Source organism: Microbacterium sp. NPDC055312 (assembly GCF_053645675.1).
Genome location: NZ_JBSHMU010000002.1, coordinates 602,028 through 626,415, shown reverse-complemented (window position 1 = coordinate 626,415; position 24,388 = coordinate 602,028). Strand labels below are relative to the sequence as shown.

Below are 24,388 nucleotides of genomic sequence, written 5' to 3'. Positions count from 1 at the left end.
GGCCGAGGGCGGAGGTCACCATGCCGGACGGGTCAGGCCGCCGCTCGATGAGCCGTCTCGGCGGTGACGGACAGCGCGTCGCCTGACACGTCCACGCGCACCCGCTCGCCGTCGACGAGCTCGCCGGCGACGAGAAGATCGGCGATGCGGTCGTCGACCTCGCGCTGGATCAGGCGACGCAGTGGGCGTGCACCGTACTCCGGCTCGTAGCCGTGTTCGCCGAGCCATTCGACAGCGGCGTCGGTGACGTCGAGCACGACGCTGCGCGCATCGAGCCGCTGCGAGGTCGCCCGCAGCATGAGCCGCACGATACGACCCAGCTCGTGGCGACCGAGCTTCTGGAACAGCACGATCTCGTCGATCCGGTTCAGGAACTCGGGCCGCATCGCCTCACGCAGCCTGCCCATCACCCTCGCCCGCAGGTCGTCGATCGACGCGAAGCCGTTGGCCGATGCGTCCTGCGAGGCCACGAATCCGACGGCTCCCGAACGCGAGGCCAGGAACTCCGAGCCGATGTTCGAGGTCATCACGATCACCGTGTTGCGGAAGTCGACCGTGCGGCCCTGACCGTCGGTGAGGCGTCCGTCGTCGAGCACCTGCAGCAGCAGGTTGAACACGTCGGGATGGGCCTTCTCGATCTCGTCGAACAGCACGATGGAGTACGGGTTGCGCCGCACCCGCTCAGTGAGCTGACCGGCCTCGTCGTATCCCACGTACCCCGGAGGGGCACCGACCAGGCGCGACACGGTGTGCCGTTCGCCGAACTCGCTCATGTCGAAGCGGATCACGGCGTTCTCGTCGTCGAAGAGACGATCGGCGAGAGCCTTGGCGAGCTCGGTCTTGCCGACGCCGGTCGGGCCGAGGAAGAGGAACGACCCGACAGGCCTGCGCGCATCGCCCATGCCGGTGCGGCTGCGCCGAACGGCGCGCGCCACGGCCGCAACCGCGTCGTCCTGCCCGATCACTCGGGCGTGCAGGTCGGCTTCGAGGTCGCCGAGCCGCTCGCGCTCGGTCTCGGTGAGACGACTCACAGGGATGCCGGTCGCCCGCGACACCACGGCGGCGATCTGCGGCTCGTCCACGACGGCGTCCGCGGCAGACCGCGGGGACGGAGTCGACGCGCCGACGGCGTCGATCTCGCGCTGCACCTCTGCGATCTCGTCGCGGATGCGGGAGGCCTCCTCGTAATGCTCTGCGGTCACCGCCGCGTTCTTGCGCGACTCGAGCTCGGCGAGCTCGGCGAGCAGCCTCTCGACGTCGGGCACCACGCCCAGGCGCAGCCTCAGTCGGGCACCGGCCTGGTCGATCAGGTCGATCGCCTTGTCGGGAAGCACCCGGTCGGGCAGGTAACGGGCGCTCAGCTCGACCGCGGCGCGGACGGCGTCGGGCGTGTACGTCACCGAGTGGTGCTGCTGGTAGGCGGGCAGCAGCCCCTCGAGGATCAGCACGGCGTCATCGTGCGAGGGCTCTGAGACCTTCACGGGCTGGAAGCGGCGCTCGAGCGCGGGGTCCTTCTCGATGCGGCGGTACTCGCTGAGTGTGGTGGCGCCGACCAGGTGGAGTTCTCCACGCGCCAGTCGCGGCTTCAGGATGTTGCCGGCGTCCATGCCGCCGTCGCCCGATCCGCCCGCGCCGACGACGGTGTGCACCTCGTCGACGAACACGATGATCTCGCCCTTGTGGGCGGCGATCTCGTCCATCGTCTTCGTCAGGCGCTCCTCGAAGTCACCGCGGTAGCGGGTTCCCGAGAGCATCCCGGGCAGGTCGAGCGCGATGACGCGCCGATCCTTCAGCTGTGCCGGCACGGCGTCGTCGACGATCGCGCGGGCGAGCCCCTCGACGATCGCGGTCTTGCCGACGCCGGCTTCGCCGATCAGCACGGGGTTGTTCTTCGTGCGGCGGCTGAGGATCTCGATGGTCTGCTCGATCTCGTCGGCGCGCCCGATCACGGGGTCGAGTTCGCCGGCACGAGCGCGCGCGGTCAGGTCGAGCCCGTACTGGTCGAGCATGGGGGTGGCGGATGCCTGCTCGGCGGACGCCTCGTCGGTGTCGACACCGGCGGCGACCGGCTCGCGCTGGCTCTGCGTGAGGGCCTCCGGGGTGACTCCGGCGCGCGCGAGGATCTGCCCGGCGGGCACGTCCTGGCCCAGGACGAGCGCGAAGAACAGGTGCTCGGGGTCGATGTAGGTCGCGCCCGACGAGCGGGCCACCTGGTACGAGTGGAACAGGGCCCGGCTGGCGCTCGACGTGATCGTCGCGGCGTTCTGCGCTGCAGGCTCCGCCGGAACAGGCAGACCCGCATCGACCGCGGCCGCGATGGACTTCGGGTCGATGCCGAGGTGGCGGATCGCCTGGGACACGGCATCGTCTTCGACGATCACCCGCAGCACGTGCAGGGAGTCGAGATCAGTCTGGCCGCGCTCGAGCGCGAAACGACCGGCGCGCTGCAGGATGTGCTGCGTGCGCGCGGTGAGGAACCGGGCGAGGTCGATCGAACGCGCCTGCCGGTTGCGTTCCCCCGCGAGGTAACGGGCCAGGAAGTCGTCGAAAGATCCTGATCCCGCGTCGGTGAAGTCGTTGGGCATTACCCTTCCTCTCAAACTTGAGCGCACTTGTATCAACTTCAACATCAGATCATGACCGATATTCCCGGCCGAGGTCAACCGGCCAATAGACTCGGCGCATGTCCTCGGTGCTGTACGTCTGCGTTCGACCCGAACGGAGCGCGGCGGATGCCGAGCACCGCTCGTTCCGTCGCGGGCTGGGCCTGGCCGCCCTCGACCGCATCGATCTGCTGCACGCCTCTCTCGAGACGGTGGAGTGGCAGCAGTACGAGGCATTCGTCATCGGCGGGTCGCCGTTCAATGTGACGGATGCCGAGAAGGGCGAGCACCAGAAGGCGGTCGAGCACGATCTCGAGCGCATCGCGAGGCGCGTGCTCGACGACGCCGCGACGGCGCTGTTCACCTGCTACGGCATCGGAGTCGTGACGCGGATGCTCGGCGGCAGCGTGCACACCGCTCAACCCGAGCAGGCCGGCGCGACCACCGTGCAGCTCACGGATGCCGGGATGGCGGATCGGCTGTTCGGCCCGAGCGCTCCGAGCATGTCTGTGTTCACCGCGCACAAGGAGTCGGCACGCGAGACCCCTCCCGGCGCGGTGCTGCTGGCCACGAACGACGCCTGCACGGTGCAGGCCTACCGCGTCGGCGAGCGGCTGTACGCCACGCAGTTCCATCCCGAGGCGTCACCGCAGGACTTCGCCGATCGGATGGCCGTGTACCGGGCATCAGGGTACTTCGACCCGCGCGAGTATGAGAGCACCGAGCGGGCTGTGCTCGCGGCATCGGTCGAGGGAGAGGATCTGCTGCGACGGTTCGCTGGACTCGTCTGCGGCTGAGCTCGGCCCTTCGACAGGCTCAGGGACCCAGGTGGGGTCAGGGACCCAGGTGGGGCTCAGGGACCCAGGTGGGGCTCAGGGACCCAGGTGGGGCTCAGGGGCTCGGGTGGGACGCGGGGCCCTTCGACGGGCTCAGGGACCCAGGTGCAGGCTCAGGGACACAATGGCTCAGGGACCCGGGTGGGCGAGGGCGATCCGCTCGTCGAGGTATCCGCGCAGCGGCACGAGCGCGCCGCCGGGCGACCAGCGCACGCTCGGCACCCCGTCGAGCATGGCGAGGGGTCCGGACGCCCCACCGGCATCCACCGCCGCGACGTCAAGCACCTGCCAGCCGACGTGCACGACCTCGCCTTCCGCGAAGCCGCCCCTGCGCGCCTGCGCCCGACGCTCCGCTCTGGCCCTCGCCGAGTCGGCCGTGTATCCCCGGCGCACGGGCTCGGCGGCGCGCAGGATCTCGGCGGTCGACAGCACACCGTCATCGGTCAGCAGCAGCACCCCGAGATGCCAGGCGGCACCCGCCCGGACGATCCGATCGGCACGCCACCGCGAGGTGCGCTCCCGACCGAGAGACTCGCGCGGCACGCCGGCCAGGCGCGCCCGCGCATCGCGCAGCAGCTCCTGAGTCGCACCCATCCGTCCAGGGTAACGATTGGGCGCGGCCTGCAGGATGCGGGCAGAATCGACAGACACCCCAGTTCAGGAGCATTCCATGCCGCACACGGACACCGCACGCCTTCTCATCGCCTGTGACGACCAGCCGGGCATCGTCGCGGCTGTCGCCGGAGTTCTGGCCGCGCACGGAGCGAACATCATCTCCCTCGATCAGCACTCCACCGACGAGGAGGGCGGCCGGTTCTTCCAGCGCACCGTCATCCACCTCGAGGGGCTCTCGGCCAAGCGTCCCGAGCTCGAGGCGTCGATCGCCGAGGTCGCCGACCGCTTCGGCATGGAGTGGTCGCTGCACGACTCGTCGAAGCGCAAGCGCGTGGCCATCTTCGTGTCGAAGTACGACCACTGCCTGCTGGAGCTGCTCTGGCGCACCCAGCGCGGCGAGCTCGACATCGACGTGACGATGGTGATCTCGAACCATCCCGACCTCGCCGAGTCGGTGCGCTCGTTCGGCGTGCCGTTCATGCACATCCCCTCCGGCGACAAGGCCGCGATGGAGGCGCGCCAGCTCGAGCTGCTGCAGGGCAACGTCGACCTGGTCGTGCTGGCCCGGTACATGCAGATCCTCACCGACGACTTCATCGAGCGCCTCGGAGCGCCGGTGATCAACATCCACCACTCGTTCCTGCCCGCGTTCATCGGCGCGAACCCGTACGCCCGGGCCAAGGACCGTGGCGTGAAGCTGATCGGCGCGACCGCGCACTACGCCACGGCAGACCTCGACGAGGGCCCGATCATCGAGCAGGACGTCACGCGGGTCACACACGCGGAGTCGGCTGCGGAACTGCAGCGGCGCGGTGCCGATGTCGAACGGTACGTGCTCGCCCGCGCGGTGAAGTGGCACGCCGAGGACCGTGTCATCGTGCACGGCCGCTCGACCGTCATCCTCTGACCTGGCGATCACGCCCCGCCGGTCGGGTCAGCCGGGCACTCCCGCCACCAGCTCGGCGAACACCTCGGCCGCGGTGCGACCTCGCGACAGGGGTGCCGACTGGCCCAGCCACAGCGACTGCAGCTCGCCCATGCCGCGTTGACCGGCGATCGCCCGGAAGCGTCCGGTCAGCCAGTTCTGTGCGGGAAACGGTGCGACGGCTCCGGATGCCTCCATCTCGCGCACCGCGCGATTCGCCGCGCCCCGCGACAGCCGGCCGCTCATCGCGCGGGTGAGCACGCTCTCGTCGGCCGCCGTCGAGCGGATCGCCGCGCGGTGCGCACCGTTCGCGGCCGACTCGGCGGTGACGAGAAACGATGTGCCGACCTGCACGCCCGACGCACCCAGCGCGAATGCGGCCGCGACGCCGCGTCGGTCGGCGATGCCTCCGGCGGCGATGACGGGCACGTGCACGGCATCCGCCACCTGCGGCACCAGCGAGACCAGCCCGACCAGCGACTGCTCGGCGGGCTTCAGGAACGACACCCGATGCCCGGCGGCCTCCGCACCGGTGGCGACGATGGCGTCCACGCCCGCGGCGTCGAGGGCGCGGGCCTCGGCGACCGTCGTCGCGGCGCCGATGACCCGGATGCCCCGGCGGTGCGCCTCGTCGACGAGCGCGCCCGAGGGCACACCGAAGACGACGCTCAGCACGGCAGGAGCAGCCTGCCAGATCGCGTCGAGCTGTTCGTCGAGGCTGGGCAGGTACCGGTCGGGGCGCGCGGGCGGGTCGATGCCCACCTCATCGAAGAAGTCGGCGAGAGCGGCGGCGTATCCGTCGTGCTCGGCACCGGGCTCGACCTCGTCGCCGGTCGGCAGCCAGATGTTCAGCGCGAAGGGCGCCCAGGTGGCGGCGCGAAGCGCCGCCGCCGTCTCGCGGATCCGTGGCGCGTCGTACCCGTAGAGTCCGTACGAGCCGAGACCGCCGGCGTTGCTCACCGCCGCGGTCAGCTCGATCGATGAGAGTCCGCCGAACGGCGCGAGGACGACCGGATGCCGGATGCCGAGCAGTTCGCGCAGATCACTCATACTCCGAGGCTACGCCCGTGCCGTGAGCGTGTTTCAGCCGCGCGGCGGCCGCCGCCCGGGGATGGGCGAGGGCTTCTGCGCACGGTTCGATGCGTTCGCGACCGCGAGGTCGAGCGCTTCGAACAGCTGCGTGAAGCTGCGGAACCGCGTCGTCCTGGGGCACGGTGTGCGCAGCCAGAGCACGTCGAGCACGCCGGTCGGCGAGCGGTCGACGTACGCGATCAGGCAGTCCGCGTCGGCATGCCGTCGCGCCGGGTCGCAGATGCGCCAGCTGTCCCGGCCCAACGGCGTGAGCTCCCAGTCCCCGTGAGGGGTGGCCGGTATGGGGTCGTCGAGCATGACAGTCACAGCGCCTTACCTCCTGTCACCGCGAGCACCGTGCCCGAGGTATACGAAGACTCGGCCGCGGCGAGGTACACGTACGCCCCGGCGAGCTCGGCCGGTTGACCGGCCCTGCCCAGTGGGGTGTCGCTGCCGAACTGCTCGACCTTCGTGTCATCCCACCCGGTGGCGGGGATGAGCGGGGTCCAGATGGGCCCCGGTGCGACGGCGTTCACGCGGATGCCGCGCTCTCCCGCCTCTGCTGCGAGCGCCTTCACGAACGCCACCTGGGCGGCCTTCGTCATGGCGTAGTCGATGAGGCCGGGCGAGGGGTCGTAAGCCTGGATCGATGCGGTCACGATGATGCTCGCGCCGTCTTCGAGGTGCGGGTACGCCGCGCGCGCCGTGAACAGCGTTCCGAGGAGGTTGGTGTCGAACACCCGGCGCATCTCGTCGGTCTTGAGCGACTCGAAGCCGTCGACGTCGTGCTGGTACGCCGCGTTGAGCACCACGATGTCGAGTCCGCCCAGCCTCTCTCGCGCATGGGACACGGCGTCCTCGGCGAACTGCTCATCACGCAGGTCGCCGGCGATGCTCACCCCCGTCCTCCCGGCGTCACGGATCAGTGCGACCGTGTCGTCGGCATCCTTCTGCTCCTCCGGAAGGTGCACGATCGCGACATCCGCGCCCTCCCGCGCGAACGCGATGGCGACGGCACGGCCGATGCCGGAGTCGCCGCCGGTGATGAGCGCGCGACGCCCGGCGAGCCGGTCGTGCCCCTGATACGACGACTCGCCGTGATCGGGCGTGGGGCCGGTCTCGTCGGTGAGACCGGGCTGGCTCTGCTGCTGCGGGGGGAAGTTCTCATCGTGGTGCTGGTGGCGAGGATCTGGAGTGCTGTCGCTCATCGTGCGCCTCTCTGAAGTTGTTGGGGAGTGCCGGCACCTGTGCCAGTGTGCTCACTCTCTCCCGGTGCGCCGCGCCCGGCCAGGGGGTTGACAGGTCGAACAGGCTGTCGCACGCGCGCAAGTGGGCGTTGGCGGGCGAGGAACGATGCTGTCAAGGGGCGTGCTGCGACCGCGCACGATCGCACAGGCTGAACGTCCACGACGAAAGGACGGCACCATGAGCAGCGATTCCATGACCCCCGACGATCGCGAGACCACCGAGGTCCCGCCGGCGGATGCCGCGGTCGTGGGTCGACCCGATCTGCAGCCCGACTCGCAGGGCGACGAGCCTCTCGACGCCGAATTGGGCGAGGACGGTCAGGGCGACCTCGCGGAGAACGACGAACAGCTCCACTCCGGTCACGCCCCCACCGACCTGCGCACCGAGGCCCCTTCGGGCGAGGTGCACGAGGAGAGCGCTCGCTAGCTGGATCCGACGGCTGCGGGTTCCGCGACCAGCGGTTCCCGCAGCCGCGCGCTCGATGCCACGGGCGTGGCCCCTACCCTGCCGGGACGGATCAGCCCTCGAGGCCGGCGTTCGGGTCGTCCGCCGGCTCGGGCACCAGGTGCAGGCCGGACGGAGTGTTGGCCGTATAGGCAAGGGCCTCGATCCACGCGCGGTTGATCGCGGGCTGCCGGCTGCCGAAGTACTTGAACACCAGCGCGCTGCTGGGCTGCACCCAGACGGTCGTGCGTCCGCCGCCGACGCTCGCGTCTTCCCGCCAGCTGAACGGGAACGGCTCTCCGCGACGAAGCTTCGCGGTCATCACGAGCTGCAGGTGGGTCAGGGCGCGGTCTTCGATCTCGGTCTTGACCGAGCCTTCATAAACGAACTTTCCCAAGGAAATGCACCTCTCCGACATCCGACAATGCTCTGGCGTCTGCCGAACGCCTGCAGTTAGCTTAGTCAGATGGGCATGCTCTTCTACGGCGCCAGTCCGGATCCCATCGAGATCGAGGACCGCGCTCTCGCTCATCTCAAGGTCGTCATCGCGATGAAGCTGCGTCGCAACGAGTCGTTCACCCTGTCGTGGCAGCATCCGCATCTCGACCCGACCGGCCGTTCGACGATCTGGCTGCACCCGTCGATCCCCCTCCGATTCGTGTTCGACGAGCCGGAGACTCCCGAGCTGAGCACCCAGTGGATCACTGCTCTCGCCACCTCGGCCAGCAGCAGCGGAGGGCTGTGCCTGCTGCCTGAGGACCTCGAAGACTGAGCGCTTGACGAACGCGCGGCAGGCTGTCAACCCCATTACCGCCCCCGCTCCGGATGTCTACCGTCGAAGGCACGTGAGTGAGACAGGTGGACACCGAGCGAGGGGGACGGAACGATGACGCGGACGCGAGACATCATGACACCGAACGCACAGTGCATCGGCGAGAACGACGCGCTGTCGGTCGCCGCCGAGCGGATGCTCGAGCTGGACGTCGGCGCCCTGCCGATCTGCGGGGAGGACGGCAGGCTGAAAGGCATGCTCACCGACCGCGACATCGTCGTGAAGGCGATCGCGACCGGACTCGACCCCGACACGACGAACGCCGGCCGGCTCGCCACCGGAGTGCCGGTGATGGTCTCCCCCGACGACGACATCGATCGCACACTCGCGCTCATGCGCGAGCACCGGATCCGTCGCGTCCCGGTGCTCGAGGATCACCGGCTCGTCGGCATCATCAGCCAGGCCGACATCGCCCGGCACCTCGAACCGTCGACCACCGGCGAGACGGTGGGAGTCATCTCCCGCTGACGCCGCCCGCACGAATCCGCCCCCGGAGCGCCCGACGCCCACCCCACAGAGGAGGACCAGATGACCGACCAGACCGCCGGCGCGACCCCCGCCCGCAGCGCACCCGACGTCGATGATCAGATCGACCAGCTCGCCGCGTCAGACGGCGCACAGCCCACGACCACGCACGCCGAACGCGGTGCGGGCGAGCCGCACCTGCGCATCACGAGCCCTGACGGCGATCGCAGCCGCCTCGAACTCGTCGACGAGCGCACCACGATCGGCTCGGGCGCGGAGTGCTCGCTCGTCATCGCCGGCGCAGACCCGGTGCACGCGACGATCGTGCACGACGAGCGCGACGAATACGTCCTGACCCTGCACGGCGACGGTCTGATGAACGCGAACCCGGCCGAGGGCACCGCCGGCGACCGCAGCGAGATCCTGCGCACCGGCGCCCGCTTCACCGTCGCGGACTGGATCCTCGTCTTCGGTCGCGAGGAGTTCGCCGACCACGGTCGCCCGTTCGGCGGACGCGAGGGCGGCGAGCTCGACGACCAGCCGCCGCAGCCCGCCCGCCCGGACTACGTGCGCGGTGAGCACGACGCGCAGCGCGGCAGCCTCGAGGTCAAGGACGGCTGAGCCCCCGGAGGGTGTGAAGGGCGAGGGGACGACATCCTCTCGCCCTTCTCATGTCTGCGTGGGGGAGCGAGTGGTAGCGTCGGGCGCGAAGGAGGGGTGATGATCGACGCGATCGGGATGCTGCTGCGAACGCTGCTCGTGGCCCTCGGCGCCCTCCCCCTTCCCGAGTCTCTGACGGCCGGCGGGATGCTCGGCGTCGCCGCGATCATCGTCGCGGCCGCCGTGCTCGCCGTCGCCCTCACGCTGCTGACACCGTGCTTCGGCCTGCGATCGGCGCCGCATCCGCGACGCGCCATCGATGCGTCTGTGCTGCTGTCGCAGAGCGATCCGAATGCCGACGGGCATCCGCGTCCGCGAGCGCCCGGAGTCGCGCCCGCCGCCTGATCCGTCCTCGCACTCGAGGGGCGGGTCTGGCGGCCATCGGCCGACCCCCACCCTCTCTGCGAACGGACGTTCATGGACATCTTCGCCTTTCCTCCACTGACCCTTCTTCTCGACGCCGCCTACTCGGCACTGCTCGCGCTCTCCGGGGTTCTCGACCCCGTTGCCGGCTCGGCGTCTGCCGCGCTTGCGGTCATGCTCGTGACCATCGGGGTGCGCGCCGCGCTCATCCCCGTCGGCATCTCCCAGGCCAGGGCCGAGCAGCTGCGCGCTCGACTCGCTCCGCGTCTGCGCGCTCTGCAGCAGCGCCACGGCAGAGACCGCGAGCGACTGCAGCGCGAGACCATGGCGCTGTACCGCGACGAACAGGCGTCGCCGCTGGCCGGCTGCCTGCCGCTGATCGTGCAGGCTGCCGTCGTCGGGGTGCTGTACACGCTGTTCCTGCGCCCCGAGATCGCCGGCCACCCGAACGCGCTGCTGGCGCACGACCTGCTCGGGGCTCCGCTGGGCGACTCGCTGATCGCGGCGGTCGGGGTGGGCCTCGACGGGCAGACCGCCGCCGTCTGGGCGGTCGTGCTCGTGGTGATCGTGGTCGTCGCCGACATCACCCGCCGCGTGTTCCGGCCGCAGGTACCGACGGAGGGCCCGCTGGCGACCCCTGGCGTGCTCGGCGCGATGAACGCGCTGCACTACCTCACCGCGGTCTTCGCGGCGTTCGTGCCGCTCGCCGCAGCCCTCTACCTCGTGGTCACCGTCACCTGGACGCTCGGACAGCGCTGGGTGCTGCGACGACGCTACCCCCTGCCGGATGCGTGACAGGCGGGCCGCATCGGGGCGGGCGGATTAGGCTCGTAGCCATGCCTGCCGTCTCCGCCGCCCACACGCATGCCGCCGATCTCGCCGACTTCGTCGCCGCCTCGCCGTCGAGCTACCACGCTGCCGAAGAGGTCGCGCGTCGTCTTGAAGAGGCCGGCTTCACCCGCCTCGACGAGACCGCCGAGTGGCCGGCACAGGCGGGCGGGCGATTCGTCGTCGTGCGCGACGGCGCCGCGATCGCCTGGTCGGTGCCGACGGATGCCGCGGCGACCACACCCGTGCACGTGCTCGGGGCGCACACCGATTCCCCCGGCTTCAAGCTCAAACCCAAGCCCACGACGGGTGTCCGCGGCTGGCTGCAGGCCGCCGTCGAGGTGTACGGCGGACCGCTGCTGAACTCGTGGCTAGACCGCGAACTCCGCCTCGCCGGGCGCCTCGCCCTCGCCGACGGTCGCGTCGTGCTCGCGGCGACCGGCCCGCTGCTGCGCCTGCCGCAGCTCGCGATCCACCTCGACCGCGGTGTCAACGACGGCCTCGCGCTCGACAGGCAGACGGGCACCCAGCCGGTGTGGGGGCTGGGGGATGCCGAATCCGCCGACATCCTCGCCGAGCTGGCGGCCTCCGCAGGAGTCGACGCGGCCGATATCCGCGGCTTCGACGCGGTGGTGGCGGATGCCGCGCGCGGCGCCGTCTTCGGCAAGGACGACGCGTTCTTCGCATCCGGCCGCCTCGACGATCTCGCCTCGGTGCACGCCGGAGTGGTCGCGCTGATCGAGACGGTCGGCGCTTCGACAGGCTCAGCGGCCCAGAGTGAGTCAGACGGCGCTTCGACAGGCTCAGCGACCCAGAGCGAGTCAGACGGCGCTTCGGCAGGCTCAGCGGCCCCGGGTGGGTCAACGGCCCAGCCGGTGATCCCGGTGCTCGCCGCCTTCGACCACGAGGAGCTCGGATCCGAGTCGCGCTCGGGCGCGGCCGGCCCGTTTCTCGAAGACGTGCTCGCGCGCGTGTACGCGTCGCTCGGCGCCGACGCCACCGAGCAGCGCCGCGCGTTCGCCGCGTCGTGGCACTTGTCGAGCGATGTCGGGCACTCGGTGCACCCGAACCATGCCCACAAGCACGACCCGGTCGTGCAGCCGGTGCTCGGCTCGGGCCCGATCCTGAAGATCAACGCGAACCAGCGCTACGCCACCGACGCGGTGGGGGCTGCGGCCTGGGCGCGCTGGTGCGAGTCGGCGGGCGTCGCCTCGCAGGAGTTCGTGTCGAACAACGCCGTCCCGTGCGGGTCGACGATCGGCCCGATCACGGCGACGCGCTTGGGCATCCGCACGGTCGACGTGGGCATCCCCATCCTCTCGATGCACTCCGCACGTGAACTCGCGGGTGTGAGCGACCTGTACGACCTGTCGCGCGTCGCGCGCGCCTTCTTCGCCGGCTGAGAGGCAGAGCCCGACCGGCGCTCAGATCAGTTCGGCGACTAGCTTCTCGATGCGTGAGCGGATCTCGTCGCGGATCGGGCGGACCGCGTCGATGCCCTGTCCCGCCGGGTCGTCGAGCTTCCAGTCCTCATAGCGCTTACCAGGGAAGAACGGGCAGGCGTCCCCGCAGCCCATCGTGATCACGACGTCCGACGCCTGCACAGCCTCGGGCGTGAGCACCTTGGGCTGCTCGGTCGTGATGTCGATCCCGAGCTCGCCCATCGCCTCTACGGCGACCGGGTTGATCTGATCTGCCGGCATCGAGCCTGCGGAGCGCACCTCGATGCGGTCGCCCGCAACATCGCGCAGGAACCCTGCGGCCATCTGCGAGCGGCCCGCGTTGTGCACGCACACGAAAAGGACGGAGGGCCTGGTCGCGCTGTGTGTCATCGAAGCTCCTGAGGGCGGGGTGCGGGGGTGCGTGGTCAGCCTACGTGATGCCGCCGCGGGCCGGCCGGAGAAGGCCGGCCCGCGAGGATCGCACGCTGTCAGCAGCACTCGGAGACACAGGTTCCGTCGTCGAGGATCTCGCAGCAGTCGTCCATCTCGCACCTCCATTCATCGATGTTCATCAATGTGTTGCGACGCCATCGTCGCGCATATATTGACGTTCGTCAATACATGAACCACAATCGATTCGTGCCCACTTCCGAGCTGATCCCCCTGCGCGATCTGCGCTCCTGCTGCGCGCCGCTCACCCGGGTGCCGATCTCGGCCGAGAACGCCGAGTCGCTGGCATCCTCGCTCAAAGCACTGGCCGACCCTGCTCGCCTGCGGTTGATCTCGATGATCTCGGCGCACGCCGACGGCGAGGCGTGCGTGTGCGATCTGACCGAGCCTCTGGGCCTGAGCCAGCCGACGGTCTCCCACCATCTTCGGGTGCTCGTCTCCGCCGGATTCCTCGAGCGCGAGAAGCGCGGCACCTGGGCGTACTTCCGCCTCGCCGACGGAGCGATCGACGCCGTCGCGGAGCTGCTCGGCCGCTGAGCCCCGTTGTTGCACCCGAGGCGCCGACGGCGGTGCCAGGATGAGGGCATGACCGATACCACGTCGCCCGCGCTCATCGAACGAGCGGGCATCGAGATCATCCCCGAGTCGCAGCGCACGGCGAAGCCGCGCGATCTGTTCTGGCCGTGGTTCGCCGCCAACGTGTCGGTGTTCGGCATGAGCTACGGCTCGTTCGTGCTCGACTTCGGCATCTCGTTCTGGCAGGCGACGCTGGTGTCGATCATCGGCATCGTCGTGTCGTTCCTGCTGTGCGGGCTCATCGCGATCGCCGGCAAGCGGGGCTCGGCGCCGACCATGGTGCTCTCGCGCGCCGCGTTCGGCGTGCACGGTCAGAAGGTGCCCGGCATCGTGTCGTGGCTGACCTCGATCGGCTGGGAGACGTTCCTGGCGATCATGGCGGTGCTCGCCACGGCCACTGTCATCACCCAGCTCGGCGGGCCGGGTGACAGCGTCGCCCTGAAGATCATCGCCACCGTCGTGGTCGCGGCGCTCATCGTCGCGGCCTCGGTGCTCGGCTACCACACCATCATGAAGATGCAGTCGGTGCTGACCTGGGTCACCGGCGCTGTCACGATCCTCTACATCATCCTCGCGAGCGGCCGCATCGACATGGGCGCGGTGATGTCGATCCCCGACGGGAGCGTCGGCGCGGTCATCGGCGCTCTGGTCATGGTGATGACCGGGTTCGGGCTGGGCTGGATCAACATCGCCGCCGACTGGTCGCGCTATCAGAAGCGCACCGCGTCCGACGGCGCGATCGTGTTCTGGAACACCTTCGGCGGCGCGATCGCCCCGGTGATCCTGGTCATCTTCGGTCTGCTGCTCGGCGGCTCCGACCCGAAGCTGAGGGACGCCGTCGCCGCCGACCCGATCGGCGCCCTGGCCGGCATCCTGCCGATCTGGGTGCTCGTGCCGTTCCTGCTCACCGCCGTGCTCGCGCTCGTCTCAGGCGCCGTGCTCGGCATCTACTCGTCGGGCCTCACGCTGATCAGCCTCGGCATCCGCATCCCCCGCCCCGCCGCCGCCGGGATCGACGGCGTCATCCTCACCCTCGGCACGATCTGGGTGGTGTTCTTCGCCGCCGACTTCCTCGGGCCGTTCCAGTCGTTCCTCATCACGCTCGGCGTGCCGCTGGCCGCGTGGGCGGGCATCCTCATCGCCGACATCCTGCGACGCCGGCGCGACTACGACGAGGCGGCGCTGTTCGACGCCCGCGGCCGCTACGGCGCGTGGGACTGGACCTCGATCGGCACCATGGTCGTCGCGTCGATCATCGGCTGGGGCCTGGTCATCAACCTGTTCGCCGAGGATGCCGCGTGGAACAACTGGCAGGGCTACCTGCTGTTCCTGATCGGAGGCGAGGACGGCGAGTGGGCGTACGCGAACCTCGGCGTCTTCGCCGCCCTGGTGCTCTCGTTCGTCGTCACGTGGTTCGCGCGCGCCGGGCGGATCCGCCGTCAGGAGCAGGCGTGACGGATCAGTGGCTCGTCGTCATCGACCCGCAGAACATCTTCGCCTCGCCGGAATCGGAGTGGGGCTCGCCGTTCTTCACCGAGGCGATGCAGAACATCGCGCGTCTCGCCGAACGGTTCGGCGAGCGGGTGCTGGTGACCCGATGGATTCCGACGGCTGACCGCACCACGTCGTGGGGCGAGTACTTCACGGCGTGGCCGTTCGCCGACCAGGCGCCCACCGACGAGCTGTTCGACCTCGTGCCCGCGGCGCGCGACCTGTCACCCCACCCGACTCTCGACCTGCCCACGTTCGGCAAGTGGGGCGGTGAGCTGGAGGCGATCGTCGGACGCGGCGCGCACGTCGTGCTCGCCGGCGTCTCGACCGACTGCTGCGTGCTGTCGACGGCGCTGGCCGGGGTGGATGCCGGTGCGCACCTCACCGTCGCGACCGACGCGTGCGCGGGATCGACGGCCGAGAACCACGCCGCCGCAGTGCACGTGATGGGGCTCTACCCGCCGCAGATCGTGTTGCGGACGACGGCGGAGATCCTGGGCTGACCCTTCGGCAGGCTCAGGGGGCCAGGGGGGCGGCGGCGGCCCTTCGGCAGGCTCAGGGACCCAAAGTGGCTCAGGGACCCAAGTGGCTCAGGGGCCCAAGGCAGGCTCAGGGGGCCAGGGTGGGGGCGGCGGCGGCCCTTCGGCAGGCTCAGGGACCCAGGTGGCTCAGGGGCCCAGGGTGGGCTCAGGGATCCAGGTGGCTCAGGGGGTCAGGGGTGCCAGGCGTGCACGGGCTCGCCCGAGTGCATGTGCTGCAGGTAGTCGTCGAGCATGCCGTGCAGCGCCTGCGGACGCGACTCGCCCGCCGCCTCTCGGGCTGCGACGTTCGCACGCTGCCAGGTGGCGCCGTTGCGGCCGGTGACGCAGCGCTGCTCGATGATACCGAGGTACCTCTCGCGCGCCGCAGTCGAGACACCGTAGGCCTCGAGTCCCTCCGCGGCCAGCGGCAGCAGCCGGCGCAGCACCAGCTCGCGCGGCCCGACCCAGCCGAGCTCGGGCCAGTACAGCTGCGACTCGATGCCCTGCCGCGCGGCGGCGTGCAGGTTCTCGTGCGCGGCGTCGAAGGTCATCTGGCTCCACAGCGGGCGCTCGCTGCTGGCGAGGGTGTGCAGCAGCCCGTAGTAGAACGCGGTGTCGGCCAGGGCATCCGCCATCGACGGCGATGCGGGCAGCACCCGGTTCTCGAGTCGCAGGTGGCAGCCGCCGTCTTGCGTGTCGTAGATGGGGCGATTCCAGCGGTAGACCGTGCCGTTGTGCATCCGCAGCTCGCTGAGGTCAGGCGCGGTGCCTGATCGCAGCGTCTCGAGCGGATCCTGGTCGGAGCTCTCCGGCAGCAGGGCGGGGAAGTAACGCGAGTTCTCTTCGAAGAGGTCGAAGATCGACGTGATCCACCGCTCGCCGAACCATACGCGCGGGCGCACGCCCTGATTCTTCAGCTCCTGCGAGCGCGTGTCGGTCGCCTGCTCGAACATCGGGATGCGCGTCTCGTGCCAGAGTGCGCGGCCGGCGAAGAACGGCGAGTTCGCGGCCAGCGCGACCTGCACGCCGGCGATCGCCTGCGCGGCGTTCCAGTGAGCGGCGAACTCTTCGGGCTTGACCTGCAGGTGCAGCTGCATCGACGTGCACGCGGCTTCGGGCACGATCGTGTCGCAGACGATGTCGAGGTCTTCCGGGTCTGCGGTGTCGGTGAGGGGGACACCGTCGAGGCGCAGTTCGATGTCTTCACCGCGCGCGGCGAGGATCTGCTGGCCGAGCATCTTGTAGCGCGGCTCCCTCGACAGCCAGCGCTCGGTGAAGTGCGTCTCGTCGAGAGTGGGCAGCATGCCGATCATCGCGAGATCGCTGCCCGCGCTGTGGGCGCGCTCGTCGGCGGCGGAGAACGCCGACCCCAGCACCTTCTCGAGCTCGGTGAGGCTGTCACCGCCCAGTGGCCGGGGAGCCACGTTGATCTCGACGTTGAATCGCCCGAGTTCGGTCTGGAAGGCCGGGTTCGCGATCGCATCCAGCACCTGCTCGTTGGTCATGGCAGGGTTGCGGTCGCCGTCGACGAGGTTCAGCTCGAGCTCGAGCCCCAGCTGCGGCTGCGACGCCTCTTCGAACCAGCCGTCGCCGAGCATGAGCTCGAGCGCCTCCAGCCCGCGCTGCACCTGCTGCCGGAACCGCGCCCGGTCCTGCCGAGTGAACCGCTGTGAGCTGATGCTGTCTCCCATGTTCGGAAGAATATCCGCTGCCCGTCGATCACCTCGGGTCGAGCGGCGCCCCTTGCCGATACGGGCGGTGGGTGCTAACCGAGGGCTGTTTCACTGTTGTGACGACCGCCACGAAACTGATAGGTTCCCCGCATGGCCGCAGCCGACAATGAACGCCCACTCGAAGACGGCATCGTCACTGATCTGAAGGATCGGATGACGTACGGCTCGTACCTCGACCTGGATCGGCTGCTCGGCGCACAGCATCCGGTCTCACAGCCCGAGCACCACGACGAGATGCTGTTCATCATCCAGCACCAGACGACCGAGCTGTGGCTCAAGCTCGTGCAGCACGAGCTGGGCACCGCCCGCGACCGCCTCGCCGGCGACGACCTGCGCGCGGCACTCAAGCACATCGCGCGGGTCAAGCACATCCAGGAGGTGCTGACCCAGCAGTGGTCGGTGCTCGCCACCCTCACCCCCACCGAGTACGCGCAGTTCCGCGGCGACCTCGGCAGCTCGTCGGGGTTCCAGTCGGTGCAGTACCGCGCGGTCGAGTTCGCCCTCGGCAACAAGAACGAGCGGATGCTCGGCGTGTTCCGCGACCATCCCGAGAACCTCGCGATGCTCACCGCCGAGTGGGAGCGCCCCACCCTGTACGACGAGTTCCTGCGGTACGCGTCCCGGCGCGGCCTGCCGATCCCCGCCGAAGTGCTCGAGCGCGACGTGCGCCAGCCCTACCGCGAGCATCCCGAGCTCGTCGCCGCGATCCGCGAGATCTACGAGAACCCGCACGAGCACTGGGACCTCTACGAGGCGTGCGAAGAGCTCGTCGACGTCGAGGACAACTTCCAGTTCTGGCGCTTCCGGCATCTGCGCACGGTCACCCGCACGATCGGCATGAAAGTCGGCACGGGCGGATCGAGCGGCGTGAACTTCCTGCAGCGCGCACTCGATCTCACGTTCTTCCCCGAGCTGTACAGCGTGCGCACCGAGATCGGCCGCTGAATGCGGGCGGTCACCTTCTTCGACGGCGAGGCGATGCGCGAGGGCACCCTCGAGGTGCGTGCCGCGACCCCTGACCGTCTCCCCTCCTGGGCCCCTGACCGTCTCCCCTTTTGGGCCCCTGAGCTTGTCGAAGGGCCGCCGCTCGCCGGAACACCCCGCATCGAGGGCGTGATCACCGGCCTGTTCACCGACCACCACGTGCACCTGCAGCTGGTCGATCCCTCCCTGCTGCCGGCGTCGCGGCTGGGCCGGGTGGTCGATCTGGGCGCGGATCCGGAGTGGATCGCCGACGTGCTGCGCAGCCCCGTCGTCGAGTACGCCGGGCCGTTCCTCACCGCACCAGGCGGCTATCCGTCGGATCGCGCATGGGCTCCGGCCGGTTCGGTGCAGGAGATCACGGATGCCGAGCACGCGGCGCGCACGGTCGACGAGCTCGCCGCCGCCGGCGTCTCGCTGATCAAGGTCGTCGCACACAGCGATGCGGGTCCGGTGCTCGACGACGATGCCTTCCGCGCCGTCGTACATCAGGCGGCCGCGCACCACCTGCCCGTCGTCGCCCATGCCGAAGGAGCAGGTCAAGCGCAGCGCGCAGTGCGCCTGGGCGCGACCCGCCTGGCGCACGCCCCGTTCAGCGAGCGCCTCACCGATGCCGAGATCGCGGCGCAGGCGGCATCCGCATCCTGGATCTCGACTCTCGCGATCCACGATGGCGACACGCTCGCCCTCGCGCTCGACAACGTGCGGCGCTTCATCGCGGGCGGCGGCGAGGTGCTCTACGGCACCGACATGGGAAACGGCGACACCCCTGTCGACCTGCGCGAGGCCGAGATCGACCTGCTGCGCGCCGCCGGCCTCGACGGACTCGACCTGCTGGCATCCCTCTCCCCCGCCGACCCGCTCGCGGGCGGCCCTCTGCTGCTTCTGCCCGACGGCGACCCGAATCGGGCCCGCCGCCTCACACCAGCCGACATCGACACCGACATCACGGAGCCGTGACATGACCGACATCACCGCCGACCTGCTCGCCGAGGCCCGCAAGCTCGACCAGGCCGACCCGCTCGCCCACCACCTCGCCGAGTTCGCCGACGCCCCCGGTGTCACCGCCTATCTCGACGGCAATTCGCTGGGCCGCCCGCTGCGCGATCTGCCCGAGAAGGCCGCGGCGTTCGTCCGTGACGACTGGGGCACGCGTCTCATCCGCTCGTGGGACGAGCAGTGGATGCAGCTGCCGATGCAGCTCGGCGATCGCATCGGCGCGATCACTCTGGGCGCCGCGGCCGGCCAGACCGTGGTCGCCGACTCGACCAGCGTGCTGCTCTACAAGCTCATGCGCGCCGGTGTCGCCGCGCGACCGGGTCGGGACGAGATCGTCATCGAAGCGGGCAACTTCCCCACCGATCGCTTCATCGCCGCCGGGATCGCGAACGAGACCGGCGCGACGCTGCGCTGGGTCGAGCCCGACCCGATCCTCGGGGTGACCGCCGATCAGGTCGCAGCGGTCGTCTCCGAGCGCACCGCCCTCGTCGTGCTCAGTCACGTCGACTACCGCTCGGGGTCGCTCGCCGACATGCCGTCGATCACCCAGGCGGTGAAGCATGCCGGAGCGCTGATGCTCTGGGATCTGTGCCACTCGGCCGGCGTCGTGCCCATGCAGCTCGACGACTGGGGCGTCGACATGGCCGTCGGCTGCACGTACAAGTACCTGAACGGCGGACCCGGTTCGCCCGCGTTCGGCTATCTGCGCGCCGAGCATCACGGCACGGTCGTGCAGCCGATCCACGGCTGGTGGGGCGCCGCCGACATCTTCGCCATGGGACCCGAGTACACGCCCGTCTCGGGCATCCGGCAGCTGCTCAGCGGCACCCCGCCGGTGCTGTCGATGCTGCCCATGCAGGGCATGCTCGACCTGATCGAGCTGGAAGGGGTCACCGCCCTGCGGGTTAAGTCGATCACGCTCACCGAGTTCGCGATCCGCGCCTACGACGCGCTGCTCGCCCCGCTCGGCGTGCGGCTGCTCTCGCCGCGCGAGGCCTCGCGCCGCGGCGGCCATGTCACGATCGGGCACGACTCGTTCCAGGAGGTCACGACGCAGCTGTGGGCCGACGGGGTGATCCCCGACTTCCGCTTCCCCGACGGCATCCGCCTCGGCCTGTCGCCGCTGAGCACCTCGCACGAGGAGACGCTGCGCGGCGTGATCGCCGTGCGCGACGCGCTGCAGTCATGACCCCGCCCTCGGCGGCAGTGCTCGACGACATCGAGGCGCGGCCGGGCAGCGCGACCTCGCTGCTGCGCACCCTGATCGGGCTGTACCTGCGCCCGCTCGGCGGCCGCATCTCGTCGGCCGCCCTCGTGCGGCTGGCCGGCGACCTGGGGATTCCGGCCGCCCGTGCGCGCACCGCCATCACCCGGCTCAAGCAGCGCGGCCTGCTGCTCGCGACGCCGGATGCCGGATACGCGCTGAACCCTGCGGCGCTGCCGATGCTCGAGCGCGGCGACCGGCGCATCTTCGCGGTGCGCACGATGGCGGCGGGCGAAGACTGGCTGCTCGTCTCGGTGACCATCCCCGAGACGCGTCGCGACCTCAGGCATCAGCTGCGCCGCCGACTGCAGTTCCTCGGCGCGGGCGCCGTCTCGGCGGGGCTGTGGATCCTGCCCGGGCACCTGTCCGCCGAGGCGGAGCAGCTGCTGGCCGAGCTGCATGCCCGCGCCTTCGCCACCCTGTTCCGCACGAGCGATCCGGTGCCGGCCGACCCCCTCGCCGACGCCGCCGCGCGATGGTGGGACCTGGGCGCGCTGCGCGCGGAGCACGAGCGGTTCCTGGCATCCCTAGACGGCATCGACCAGGTCGAGCCGTTCACCGCGTACGTCCGCCTGATCGACAGCTGGCGGGTGCTGCCCTACGTCGACCCGGGCCTGCCCGCGACCCTGCTGCCCGCCGACTGGCCCGGTGAGCGCAGTGCTCGCGAGTTCGAGCGGCTGTCGCGGGCCCTCGCCCCGTCGGCGCTCGCGCACGCGCGGGATGCCGTCGGCGGAAGCTGACAGGATCGAGGCATGAAGAACTCCGTCAAGGCCGTCATCATCACCGGCGGCCTGGTCATGGTGCTGCTGATCGGCGTGCTCGTGTGGACCGTCGCGCAGCGCGCCGAGTCCGAGAACGACCCGAAGCCGCAGGTGCTGCGCGAGGAGTCGCACGTTCTCGACGACGGCGGCCCAGGTGCGGTCACCGTGGTGGAGTTCCTCGATTTCGAGTGCGGGGCGTGTCGCACCGTGTACCCCGAGGTCGAGCAGCTGCGGCGGAAGTACGACGGGCAGATCACCTACGCGGTGCGGTACTTCCCGCTGCCGGGGCATGTGAACTCGATGCCCGCGGCGCTCGCCGCCGAAGCCGCCGGACAGCAGGGCGAGTTCGAGGCGATGTACCACCGGCTGTTCGAGACCCAGGCGGACTGGGTCGGCGCTGCCGAGCCGACTCCGGAGGTCTTCCGCGACCTCGCCGACGGCCTCGGTCTCGACATGACCGCCTACGACGCGGCCGTCGCCGACCCGGCCACCACCGAACGCGTGCGACGCGACCGGTCCGAGGGCACCTTCCTCGGGGTCGAGGGCACGCCCACGTTCTTCGTCGACGGGCGGATGGTCGCCCTCACCGAACCGGCTGACCTCGAGAGGGCGATCGTCGAGGCACAGTCGCGCTGACGCCCGCCGGCGGATCGAGGCATTGTGTCGCCCCGTGTCGGCTCTTCTCGACGCTCGCCGGAGCCGGACGTATTCTCGGTGAACCGATCGTGAGGAGACCCACCGTGACCACGCCGCCCATCCGCCTTTCGCCCCTCGAGGTGCGTGAGCGTGCGGCGTGCATGTGCGACCACGGCGACGTCTGCTCGTCGTACGCCCCCGGTCACGCCCTGCATCTGATCCAGGCGCGGATGGCGTCGGCGACGCCGCTCGGCTGGGCGGATGCCATCGTCGAGGCGGCGGATGCGGCATCCGGAGTGCTTCGTCTGCGCACCCTCGACGGCGACGCGCATGCGGTGTGGAGCGCAGCCGGCGCGGCGCTCGAAGCGCCCGCGGGCACGCCGGTCGCACTGCACGCCGAGTACGACGTGCTGGCCGTCGGCAGGGTGCTCTACAACGTCGCGCGCTGACCCTTCGGCGGGCTCAGGGACCTTCGGCAGGCTCAGGGACCCAGGAGGGTCGGGCTCAGGGCCCTTCGGCAGGCTCAGGGACCCAGAAGGAACGACGCCGAGGGTGGCCCAGGAGGAGCGGGCTCAGGGCCCTTCGTCAGGCTCAGGGGCCCAGAAGGAGCAGGCTCAGCGGGGCGCCGTCAGGAGGCCATCTTGGTCATGGCGTCGCGCATCGCCATGCAGGCGTCCATGCACGCCCTGCACGCCTGAGCGCACATCCGGCAGACGTCGCTGTTCTCGGCGTGCGACTGGCAGTCGTCGGCGCACATCCGGCACATCGCGATGCAGGCGTCGAGCATCGACATCATCGCCTGTGCGGTCATGCCCTGCATGCGCAGCATCGAGCGCATCATCGTGCCGCACATGTCGGCGCAGTTCATGCACGAGACGCTGCAGTCCATCATCTGCGTCGAGCAGACCGTGCACGCCTGCTCGCACGCGGCGCACGCGTCGATGCAGGCCTGCATGACCGCCATGTCGATCATCTCCATGCCGGACGTCTTCATCTCGGACGCCATCGCGTCCATCATCATCGAATCCATGGTTCGCTCCGCCTGGGTCATCGGCTTCACGCCGAGGGTCGAGACGGGGCAGGTCGTCCCGCCTGCGGCCAGAGTACGCCTGCTCGCGCCGCGGGTCGATGGGTGCTCGTGCCGTACGTCGACGGCGGGAGTAGTGTCGGCCTGTGCCCACGTCCACCCCTGTGCCCGCATTCGACACCGTGCAGAGACTCGTCGTCGCGGTCGCCGTGCTGGCCTCGTTCGTCACCTTCCTCGACGGAACCGTGGTCACGGTGGCGCTGCCGGCGATCAGCCGCGAGCTGGGCGGCGGCATCGCCACCCAGCAGTGGGTGGTCGACGCCTACCTGATCACCTTGAGCGCGCTGATCCTGCTGGCCGGGTCACTGTCGGACGCCTACGGTCGCGTGCGCGTGATGCGGATCGGCCTGATCGCCTTCGGCATCGCGTCGGTCGCCGTGGCAGCGGCTCCTGACCCGCTGGTGCTGATCATCGCCCGCGCGGCGCAGGGTGCCGCGGGCGCGCTGCTCGTGCCAAGCTCGCTCGCGCTGATCACCGCGACGATGCGCGGCGAGCTGCAGTCGCGGGCGATCGGCGTGTGGACGGCGTTCACCACCGCCGCGCAGCTGATCGGTCCGCTGATGGGCGGGCTGTTCGTCGACTTGCTCTCGTGGCGGTTCGTCTTCCTCATCAACGTGCTGCCGATCGCGGCGACCCTGGTGCTGCTCGGCCGGCTGGACCTGCCCGAGCACGAGCGCGACGTGCGGGTGGACTGGACGAGCGGCATCCTGTGCGCGCTCGGTCTGGGCGCGGTCGTCTTCGCGCTGATCGAGCAGGAGCGGCTGGGCTGGTCGGCGCCTGCGATCTGGATGCCCGGAGCCGCGGGCGTCGCCCTGCTCGCCGTCTTCCTGTGGCGCCAGGCTCGTGCGGCGCATCCGCTGCTGCCCCTGTCGATGTTCGCGGTGCGCAACTTCGGCTGGGGCAACGTGTCGACCCTGTTCGTGTACGCGGCGCTGTCGCTTAACGGCTTTGTGATCGGCGTCTACCTGCAGCAGGGGCCGGGGCTCAGCGCGACCGCGGCAGGGCTCGCGAGCCTGCCGGTCACCGTGCTGATGATCCTGCTGTCGTCGCGTGCCGGAGCCTGGGCCGGGCGACTCGGGCCTCGCCTGTTCATGACCGCGGGCCCGCTGCTGATGGCGGTCGGGTCTCTGCTGCTGCTCACCGTCGCCAGCGACTTCGACTACTGGTGGCAGGTGCTGCCGTCGATGATCGTGCTCGGTCTCGGCCTCGCCCTGACCGTCGCCCCGCTGACGTCGGCGATCCTGGGTGCGATCGACGAGCGTCGCAGCGGGATCGCGTCGGCCGTGAACAACGCCGTCTCGCGCGTGGCCGGGCTGCTGGTGGTCGCGCTGCTGTCGACCATCGTCGGCGGGTCGCTCGACCTCGACGGCTTCCACAGCGCCGTGATCGTCACCGCCGCGCTGTTCGCCGCAGGCGGCGTGGTGTCGTGGATCGGCATCCGGCGCAACCCCGCCGAGCCCGCGGACCCCCTTCCCGCGGCCGACCCGACGCGCTGAGCGCAGGAGAACACGCGGAAGCAGGTGAATGTCGGCCGTATTCACCTGCCTCGGCGTGTTC

At 70.2% G+C, this 24,388-nt stretch carries 28 protein-coding genes; 19 read left to right on the top strand and 9 right to left on the bottom strand.

Going from position 1 to position 24,388, the window contains the following annotated elements; translation table 11 throughout:
* Window positions 1-32: 32 nt before the first annotated feature.
* The gene (locus tag ACWIDW_RS07390; RefSeq protein ID WP_454124179.1) at window positions 33-2,585 is read right to left on the bottom strand and encodes an ATP-dependent Clp protease ATP-binding subunit; all 2,553 of its coding nucleotides are present in this window, start codon (window positions 2,583-2,585) and stop codon (window positions 33-35) included.
* Window positions 2,586-2,683: 98 nt separating this feature from the next.
* Between ACWIDW_RS07390 and ACWIDW_RS07385 the strand changes: the two genes are divergently transcribed.
* Entirely contained in the window at window positions 2,684-3,400 is a 717-nt protein-coding gene (locus ACWIDW_RS07385; RefSeq protein ID WP_454124178.1) for a glutamine amidotransferase-related protein, read from the top strand.
* A gap of 168 nt (window positions 3,401-3,568) precedes the next feature.
* Here ACWIDW_RS07385 and ACWIDW_RS07380 read toward each other — a convergent pair whose 3' ends face one another.
* On the bottom strand, window positions 3,569-4,033 hold the full coding sequence (locus ACWIDW_RS07380) for a glutaminase (protein ID WP_454124177.1): 465 nt from the start codon (window positions 4,031-4,033) through the stop codon (window positions 3,569-3,571).
* 76 nt (window positions 4,034-4,109) lie between these two features.
* Between ACWIDW_RS07380 and purU the strand changes: the two genes are divergently transcribed.
* Window positions 4,110-4,961: a formyltetrahydrofolate deformylase gene (gene purU, locus ACWIDW_RS07375; protein WP_454124175.1), complete on the top strand. Its 852-nt coding sequence runs from the start codon at window positions 4,110-4,112 to the stop codon at window positions 4,959-4,961.
* Between the two features lie 27 nt (window positions 4,962-4,988).
* Here the strand turns inward: purU and ACWIDW_RS07370 are convergent, their stop codons facing one another.
* From ACWIDW_RS07370 to ACWIDW_RS07360, 3 genes are read right to left on the bottom strand one after another with little or no spacing between them, the layout of a single operon-like run.
* Complete coding sequence (locus ACWIDW_RS07370) at window positions 4,989-6,029, bottom strand: NAD(P)H-dependent flavin oxidoreductase (protein ID WP_454124174.1); 1,041 nt, start codon at window positions 6,027-6,029, stop codon at window positions 4,989-4,991.
* A gap of 33 nt (window positions 6,030-6,062) precedes the next feature.
* Window positions 6,063-6,368 carry a hypothetical protein gene (locus tag ACWIDW_RS07365; protein WP_454124172.1) on the bottom strand — a complete coding sequence of 102 codons (306 nt, stop codon included), beginning with the start codon at window positions 6,366-6,368 and terminating at the stop codon, window positions 6,063-6,065.
* A gap of 5 nt (window positions 6,369-6,373) precedes the next feature.
* Window positions 6,374-7,258, bottom strand: coding sequence for an SDR family oxidoreductase (locus tag ACWIDW_RS07360; RefSeq protein WP_454124171.1), 885 nt, complete (start codon window positions 7,256-7,258; stop codon window positions 6,374-6,376).
* A gap of 217 nt (window positions 7,259-7,475) precedes the next feature.
* Here ACWIDW_RS07360 and ACWIDW_RS07355 point away from each other — a divergent pair, with 217 nt between their 5' ends.
* The gene (locus ACWIDW_RS07355) at window positions 7,476-7,724 is read left to right on the top strand and encodes a hypothetical protein (protein ID WP_454124170.1); all 249 of its coding nucleotides are present in this window, start codon (window positions 7,476-7,478) and stop codon (window positions 7,722-7,724) included.
* Window positions 7,725-7,815: 91 nt separating this feature from the next.
* On the opposite strand, the gene ACWIDW_RS07350 is transcribed toward ACWIDW_RS07355, so the two are convergent.
* A complete protein-coding gene (locus ACWIDW_RS07350; protein WP_454124168.1) occupies window positions 7,816-8,139 on the bottom strand; it encodes a DUF7882 family protein in 324 nt (107 codons plus the stop codon).
* Between the two features lie 69 nt (window positions 8,140-8,208).
* On the opposite strand from ACWIDW_RS07350, the gene ACWIDW_RS07345 reads away from it, so the two are divergent.
* The 6 genes from ACWIDW_RS07345 to ACWIDW_RS07320 all read left to right on the top strand — a co-directional run bounded on the left by ACWIDW_RS07345 (window position 8,209) and on the right by ACWIDW_RS07320 (window position 12,293).
* Window positions 8,209-8,514: a DUF7882 family protein gene (locus ACWIDW_RS07345; protein ID WP_454124166.1), complete on the top strand. Its 306-nt coding sequence runs from the start codon at window positions 8,209-8,211 to the stop codon at window positions 8,512-8,514.
* 135 nt (window positions 8,515-8,649) lie between these two features.
* Window positions 8,650-9,042 (top strand): CBS domain-containing protein, encoded by a 393-nt coding sequence (locus ACWIDW_RS07340; protein ID WP_454124164.1) that lies wholly within the window; start codon window positions 8,650-8,652, stop codon window positions 9,040-9,042.
* A 60-nt stretch (window positions 9,043-9,102) separates the two neighbouring features.
* A complete protein-coding gene (locus ACWIDW_RS07335; protein ID WP_454124162.1) occupies window positions 9,103-9,660 on the top strand; it encodes an FHA domain-containing protein in 558 nt (185 codons plus the stop codon).
* Window positions 9,661-9,759: 99 nt separating this feature from the next.
* Window positions 9,760-10,044: a DUF6412 domain-containing protein gene (locus tag ACWIDW_RS07330; protein ID WP_454124160.1), complete on the top strand. Its 285-nt coding sequence runs from the start codon at window positions 9,760-9,762 to the stop codon at window positions 10,042-10,044.
* A gap of 72 nt (window positions 10,045-10,116) precedes the next feature.
* Window positions 10,117-10,857, top strand: a complete 741-nt coding sequence (locus ACWIDW_RS07325; protein WP_454124158.1) for a YidC/Oxa1 family membrane protein insertase — start codon at window positions 10,117-10,119, stop codon at window positions 10,855-10,857.
* A gap of 41 nt (window positions 10,858-10,898) precedes the next feature.
* Window positions 10,899-12,293, top strand: a complete 1,395-nt coding sequence (locus ACWIDW_RS07320) for a M18 family aminopeptidase (protein WP_454124156.1) — start codon at window positions 10,899-10,901, stop codon at window positions 12,291-12,293.
* 21 nt (window positions 12,294-12,314) lie between these two features.
* On the opposite strand, the gene ACWIDW_RS07315 is transcribed toward ACWIDW_RS07320, so the two are convergent.
* Window positions 12,315-12,722, bottom strand: a complete 408-nt coding sequence (locus tag ACWIDW_RS07315; RefSeq protein ID WP_454124154.1) for an arsenate reductase ArsC — start codon at window positions 12,720-12,722, stop codon at window positions 12,315-12,317.
* Window positions 12,723-12,971: 249 nt separating this feature from the next.
* Between ACWIDW_RS07315 and ACWIDW_RS07310 the strand changes: the two genes are divergently transcribed.
* From ACWIDW_RS07310 to ACWIDW_RS07300, 3 genes are read left to right on the top strand one after another with little or no spacing between them, the layout of a single operon-like run.
* Complete coding sequence (locus ACWIDW_RS07310; RefSeq protein WP_313356642.1) at window positions 12,972-13,319, top strand: ArsR/SmtB family transcription factor; 348 nt, start codon at window positions 12,972-12,974, stop codon at window positions 13,317-13,319.
* 48 nt (window positions 13,320-13,367) lie between these two features.
* Window positions 13,368-14,813 (top strand): purine-cytosine permease family protein, encoded by a 1,446-nt coding sequence (locus ACWIDW_RS07305; protein WP_454124151.1) that lies wholly within the window; start codon window positions 13,368-13,370, stop codon window positions 14,811-14,813.
* Window positions 14,810-15,352 carry a cysteine hydrolase family protein gene (locus ACWIDW_RS07300; RefSeq protein ID WP_454124150.1) on the top strand — a complete coding sequence of 181 codons (543 nt, stop codon included), beginning with the start codon at window positions 14,810-14,812 and terminating at the stop codon, window positions 15,350-15,352. Before ACWIDW_RS07305 ends, ACWIDW_RS07300 begins: the two co-directional genes overlap by 4 nt.
* Before the next feature lie 209 nt (window positions 15,353-15,561).
* Here the strand turns inward: ACWIDW_RS07300 and ACWIDW_RS07295 are convergent, their stop codons facing one another.
* Window positions 15,562-17,061 carry a glutamate-cysteine ligase family protein gene (locus ACWIDW_RS07295; RefSeq protein WP_454124148.1) on the bottom strand — a complete coding sequence of 500 codons (1,500 nt, stop codon included), beginning with the start codon at window positions 17,059-17,061 and terminating at the stop codon, window positions 15,562-15,564.
* 132 nt (window positions 17,062-17,193) lie between these two features.
* Between ACWIDW_RS07295 and kynA the strand changes: the two genes are divergently transcribed.
* The 6 genes from kynA to ACWIDW_RS07265 all read left to right on the top strand — a co-directional run bounded on the left by kynA (window position 17,194) and on the right by ACWIDW_RS07265 (window position 22,193).
* Window positions 17,194-18,048, top strand: a complete 855-nt coding sequence (kynA, locus tag ACWIDW_RS07290; protein WP_454124146.1) for a tryptophan 2,3-dioxygenase — start codon at window positions 17,194-17,196, stop codon at window positions 18,046-18,048.
* A complete protein-coding gene (locus ACWIDW_RS07285) occupies window positions 18,049-19,044 on the top strand; it encodes a hydrolase (RefSeq protein WP_454124144.1) in 996 nt (331 codons plus the stop codon).
* Between the two features lies 1 nt (window position 19,045).
* The gene (locus ACWIDW_RS07280; RefSeq protein WP_454124143.1) at window positions 19,046-20,272 is read left to right on the top strand and encodes a kynureninase; all 1,227 of its coding nucleotides are present in this window, start codon (window positions 19,046-19,048) and stop codon (window positions 20,270-20,272) included.
* A complete protein-coding gene (locus tag ACWIDW_RS07275) occupies window positions 20,269-21,087 on the top strand; it encodes a PaaX family transcriptional regulator (RefSeq protein WP_454124142.1) in 819 nt (272 codons plus the stop codon). Before ACWIDW_RS07280 ends, ACWIDW_RS07275 begins: the two co-directional genes overlap by 4 nt.
* 12 nt (window positions 21,088-21,099) lie before the next feature.
* Window positions 21,100-21,744, top strand: a complete 645-nt coding sequence (locus tag ACWIDW_RS07270) for a DsbA family protein (protein WP_454124140.1) — start codon at window positions 21,100-21,102, stop codon at window positions 21,742-21,744.
* A 104-nt stretch (window positions 21,745-21,848) separates the two neighbouring features.
* Complete coding sequence (locus ACWIDW_RS07265; RefSeq protein ID WP_454124138.1) at window positions 21,849-22,193, top strand: hypothetical protein; 345 nt, start codon at window positions 21,849-21,851, stop codon at window positions 22,191-22,193.
* A 179-nt stretch (window positions 22,194-22,372) separates the two neighbouring features.
* Here ACWIDW_RS07265 and ACWIDW_RS07260 read toward each other — a convergent pair whose 3' ends face one another.
* On the bottom strand, window positions 22,373-22,774 hold the full coding sequence (locus ACWIDW_RS07260) for a hypothetical protein (protein WP_454124137.1): 402 nt from the start codon (window positions 22,772-22,774) through the stop codon (window positions 22,373-22,375).
* A gap of 143 nt (window positions 22,775-22,917) precedes the next feature.
* Between ACWIDW_RS07260 and ACWIDW_RS07255 the strand changes: the two genes are divergently transcribed.
* Window positions 22,918-24,327 carry an MFS transporter gene (locus ACWIDW_RS07255; protein WP_454124135.1) on the top strand — a complete coding sequence of 470 codons (1,410 nt, stop codon included), beginning with the start codon at window positions 22,918-22,920 and terminating at the stop codon, window positions 24,325-24,327.
* Window positions 24,328-24,388 lie beyond the last annotated feature (61 nt).

Bases quoted from the DNA above. Each gene is read 5' to 3' on its own strand.
- ACWIDW_RS07345 (WP_454124166.1), top strand. From the start codon at position 8,209: ATGGGCATGCTCTTCTACGGCGCCAGTCCGGATCCCATCGAGATCGAG.
- ACWIDW_RS07270 (WP_454124140.1), top strand. From the start codon at position 21,100: ATGAAGAACTCCGTCAAGGCCGTCATCATCACCGGCGGCCTGGTCATG.
- ACWIDW_RS07280 (WP_454124143.1), top strand. From the start codon at position 19,046: ATGACCGACATCACCGCCGACCTGCTCGCCGAGGCCCGCAAGCTCGAC.
- ACWIDW_RS07390 (WP_454124179.1), bottom strand. From the start codon at position 2,585: ATGCCCAACGACTTCACCGACGCGGGATCAGGATCTTTCGACGACTTC.
- ACWIDW_RS07355 (WP_454124170.1), top strand. From the start codon at position 7,476: ATGAGCAGCGATTCCATGACCCCCGACGATCGCGAGACCACCGAGGTC.
- ACWIDW_RS07325 (WP_454124158.1), top strand. From the start codon at position 10,117: ATGGACATCTTCGCCTTTCCTCCACTGACCCTTCTTCTCGACGCCGCC.
- ACWIDW_RS07365 (WP_454124172.1), bottom strand. From the start codon at position 6,368: ATGCTCGACGACCCCATACCGGCCACCCCTCACGGGGACTGGGAGCTC.
- purU (WP_454124175.1), top strand. From the start codon at position 4,110: ATGCCGCACACGGACACCGCACGCCTTCTCATCGCCTGTGACGACCAG.
- ACWIDW_RS07335 (WP_454124162.1), top strand. From the start codon at position 9,103: ATGACCGACCAGACCGCCGGCGCGACCCCCGCCCGCAGCGCACCCGAC.
- ACWIDW_RS07295 (WP_454124148.1), bottom strand. From the start codon at position 17,061: ATGGGAGACAGCATCAGCTCACAGCGGTTCACTCGGCAGGACCGGGCG.
- ACWIDW_RS07285 (WP_454124144.1), top strand. From the start codon at position 18,049: ATGCGGGCGGTCACCTTCTTCGACGGCGAGGCGATGCGCGAGGGCACC.
- ACWIDW_RS07340 (WP_454124164.1), top strand. From the start codon at position 8,650: ATGACACCGAACGCACAGTGCATCGGCGAGAACGACGCGCTGTCGGTC.
- ACWIDW_RS07260 (WP_454124137.1), bottom strand. From the start codon at position 22,774: ATGGATTCGATGATGATGGACGCGATGGCGTCCGAGATGAAGACGTCC.
- ACWIDW_RS07380 (WP_454124177.1), bottom strand. From the start codon at position 4,033: ATGGGTGCGACTCAGGAGCTGCTGCGCGATGCGCGGGCGCGCCTGGCC.
- ACWIDW_RS07385 (WP_454124178.1), top strand. From the start codon at position 2,684: ATGTCCTCGGTGCTGTACGTCTGCGTTCGACCCGAACGGAGCGCGGCG.
- ACWIDW_RS07305 (WP_454124151.1), top strand. From the start codon at position 13,368: ATGACCGATACCACGTCGCCCGCGCTCATCGAACGAGCGGGCATCGAG.
- kynA (WP_454124146.1), top strand. From the start codon at position 17,194: ATGGCCGCAGCCGACAATGAACGCCCACTCGAAGACGGCATCGTCACT.
- ACWIDW_RS07320 (WP_454124156.1), top strand. From the start codon at position 10,899: ATGCCTGCCGTCTCCGCCGCCCACACGCATGCCGCCGATCTCGCCGAC.
- ACWIDW_RS07275 (WP_454124142.1), top strand. From the start codon at position 20,269: ATGACCCCGCCCTCGGCGGCAGTGCTCGACGACATCGAGGCGCGGCCG.
- ACWIDW_RS07370 (WP_454124174.1), bottom strand. From the start codon at position 6,029: ATGAGTGATCTGCGCGAACTGCTCGGCATCCGGCATCCGGTCGTCCTC.
- ACWIDW_RS07330 (WP_454124160.1), top strand. From the start codon at position 9,760: ATGATCGACGCGATCGGGATGCTGCTGCGAACGCTGCTCGTGGCCCTC.
- ACWIDW_RS07315 (WP_454124154.1), bottom strand. From the start codon at position 12,722: ATGACACACAGCGCGACCAGGCCCTCCGTCCTTTTCGTGTGCGTGCAC.
- ACWIDW_RS07360 (WP_454124171.1), bottom strand. From the start codon at position 7,258: ATGAGCGACAGCACTCCAGATCCTCGCCACCAGCACCACGATGAGAAC.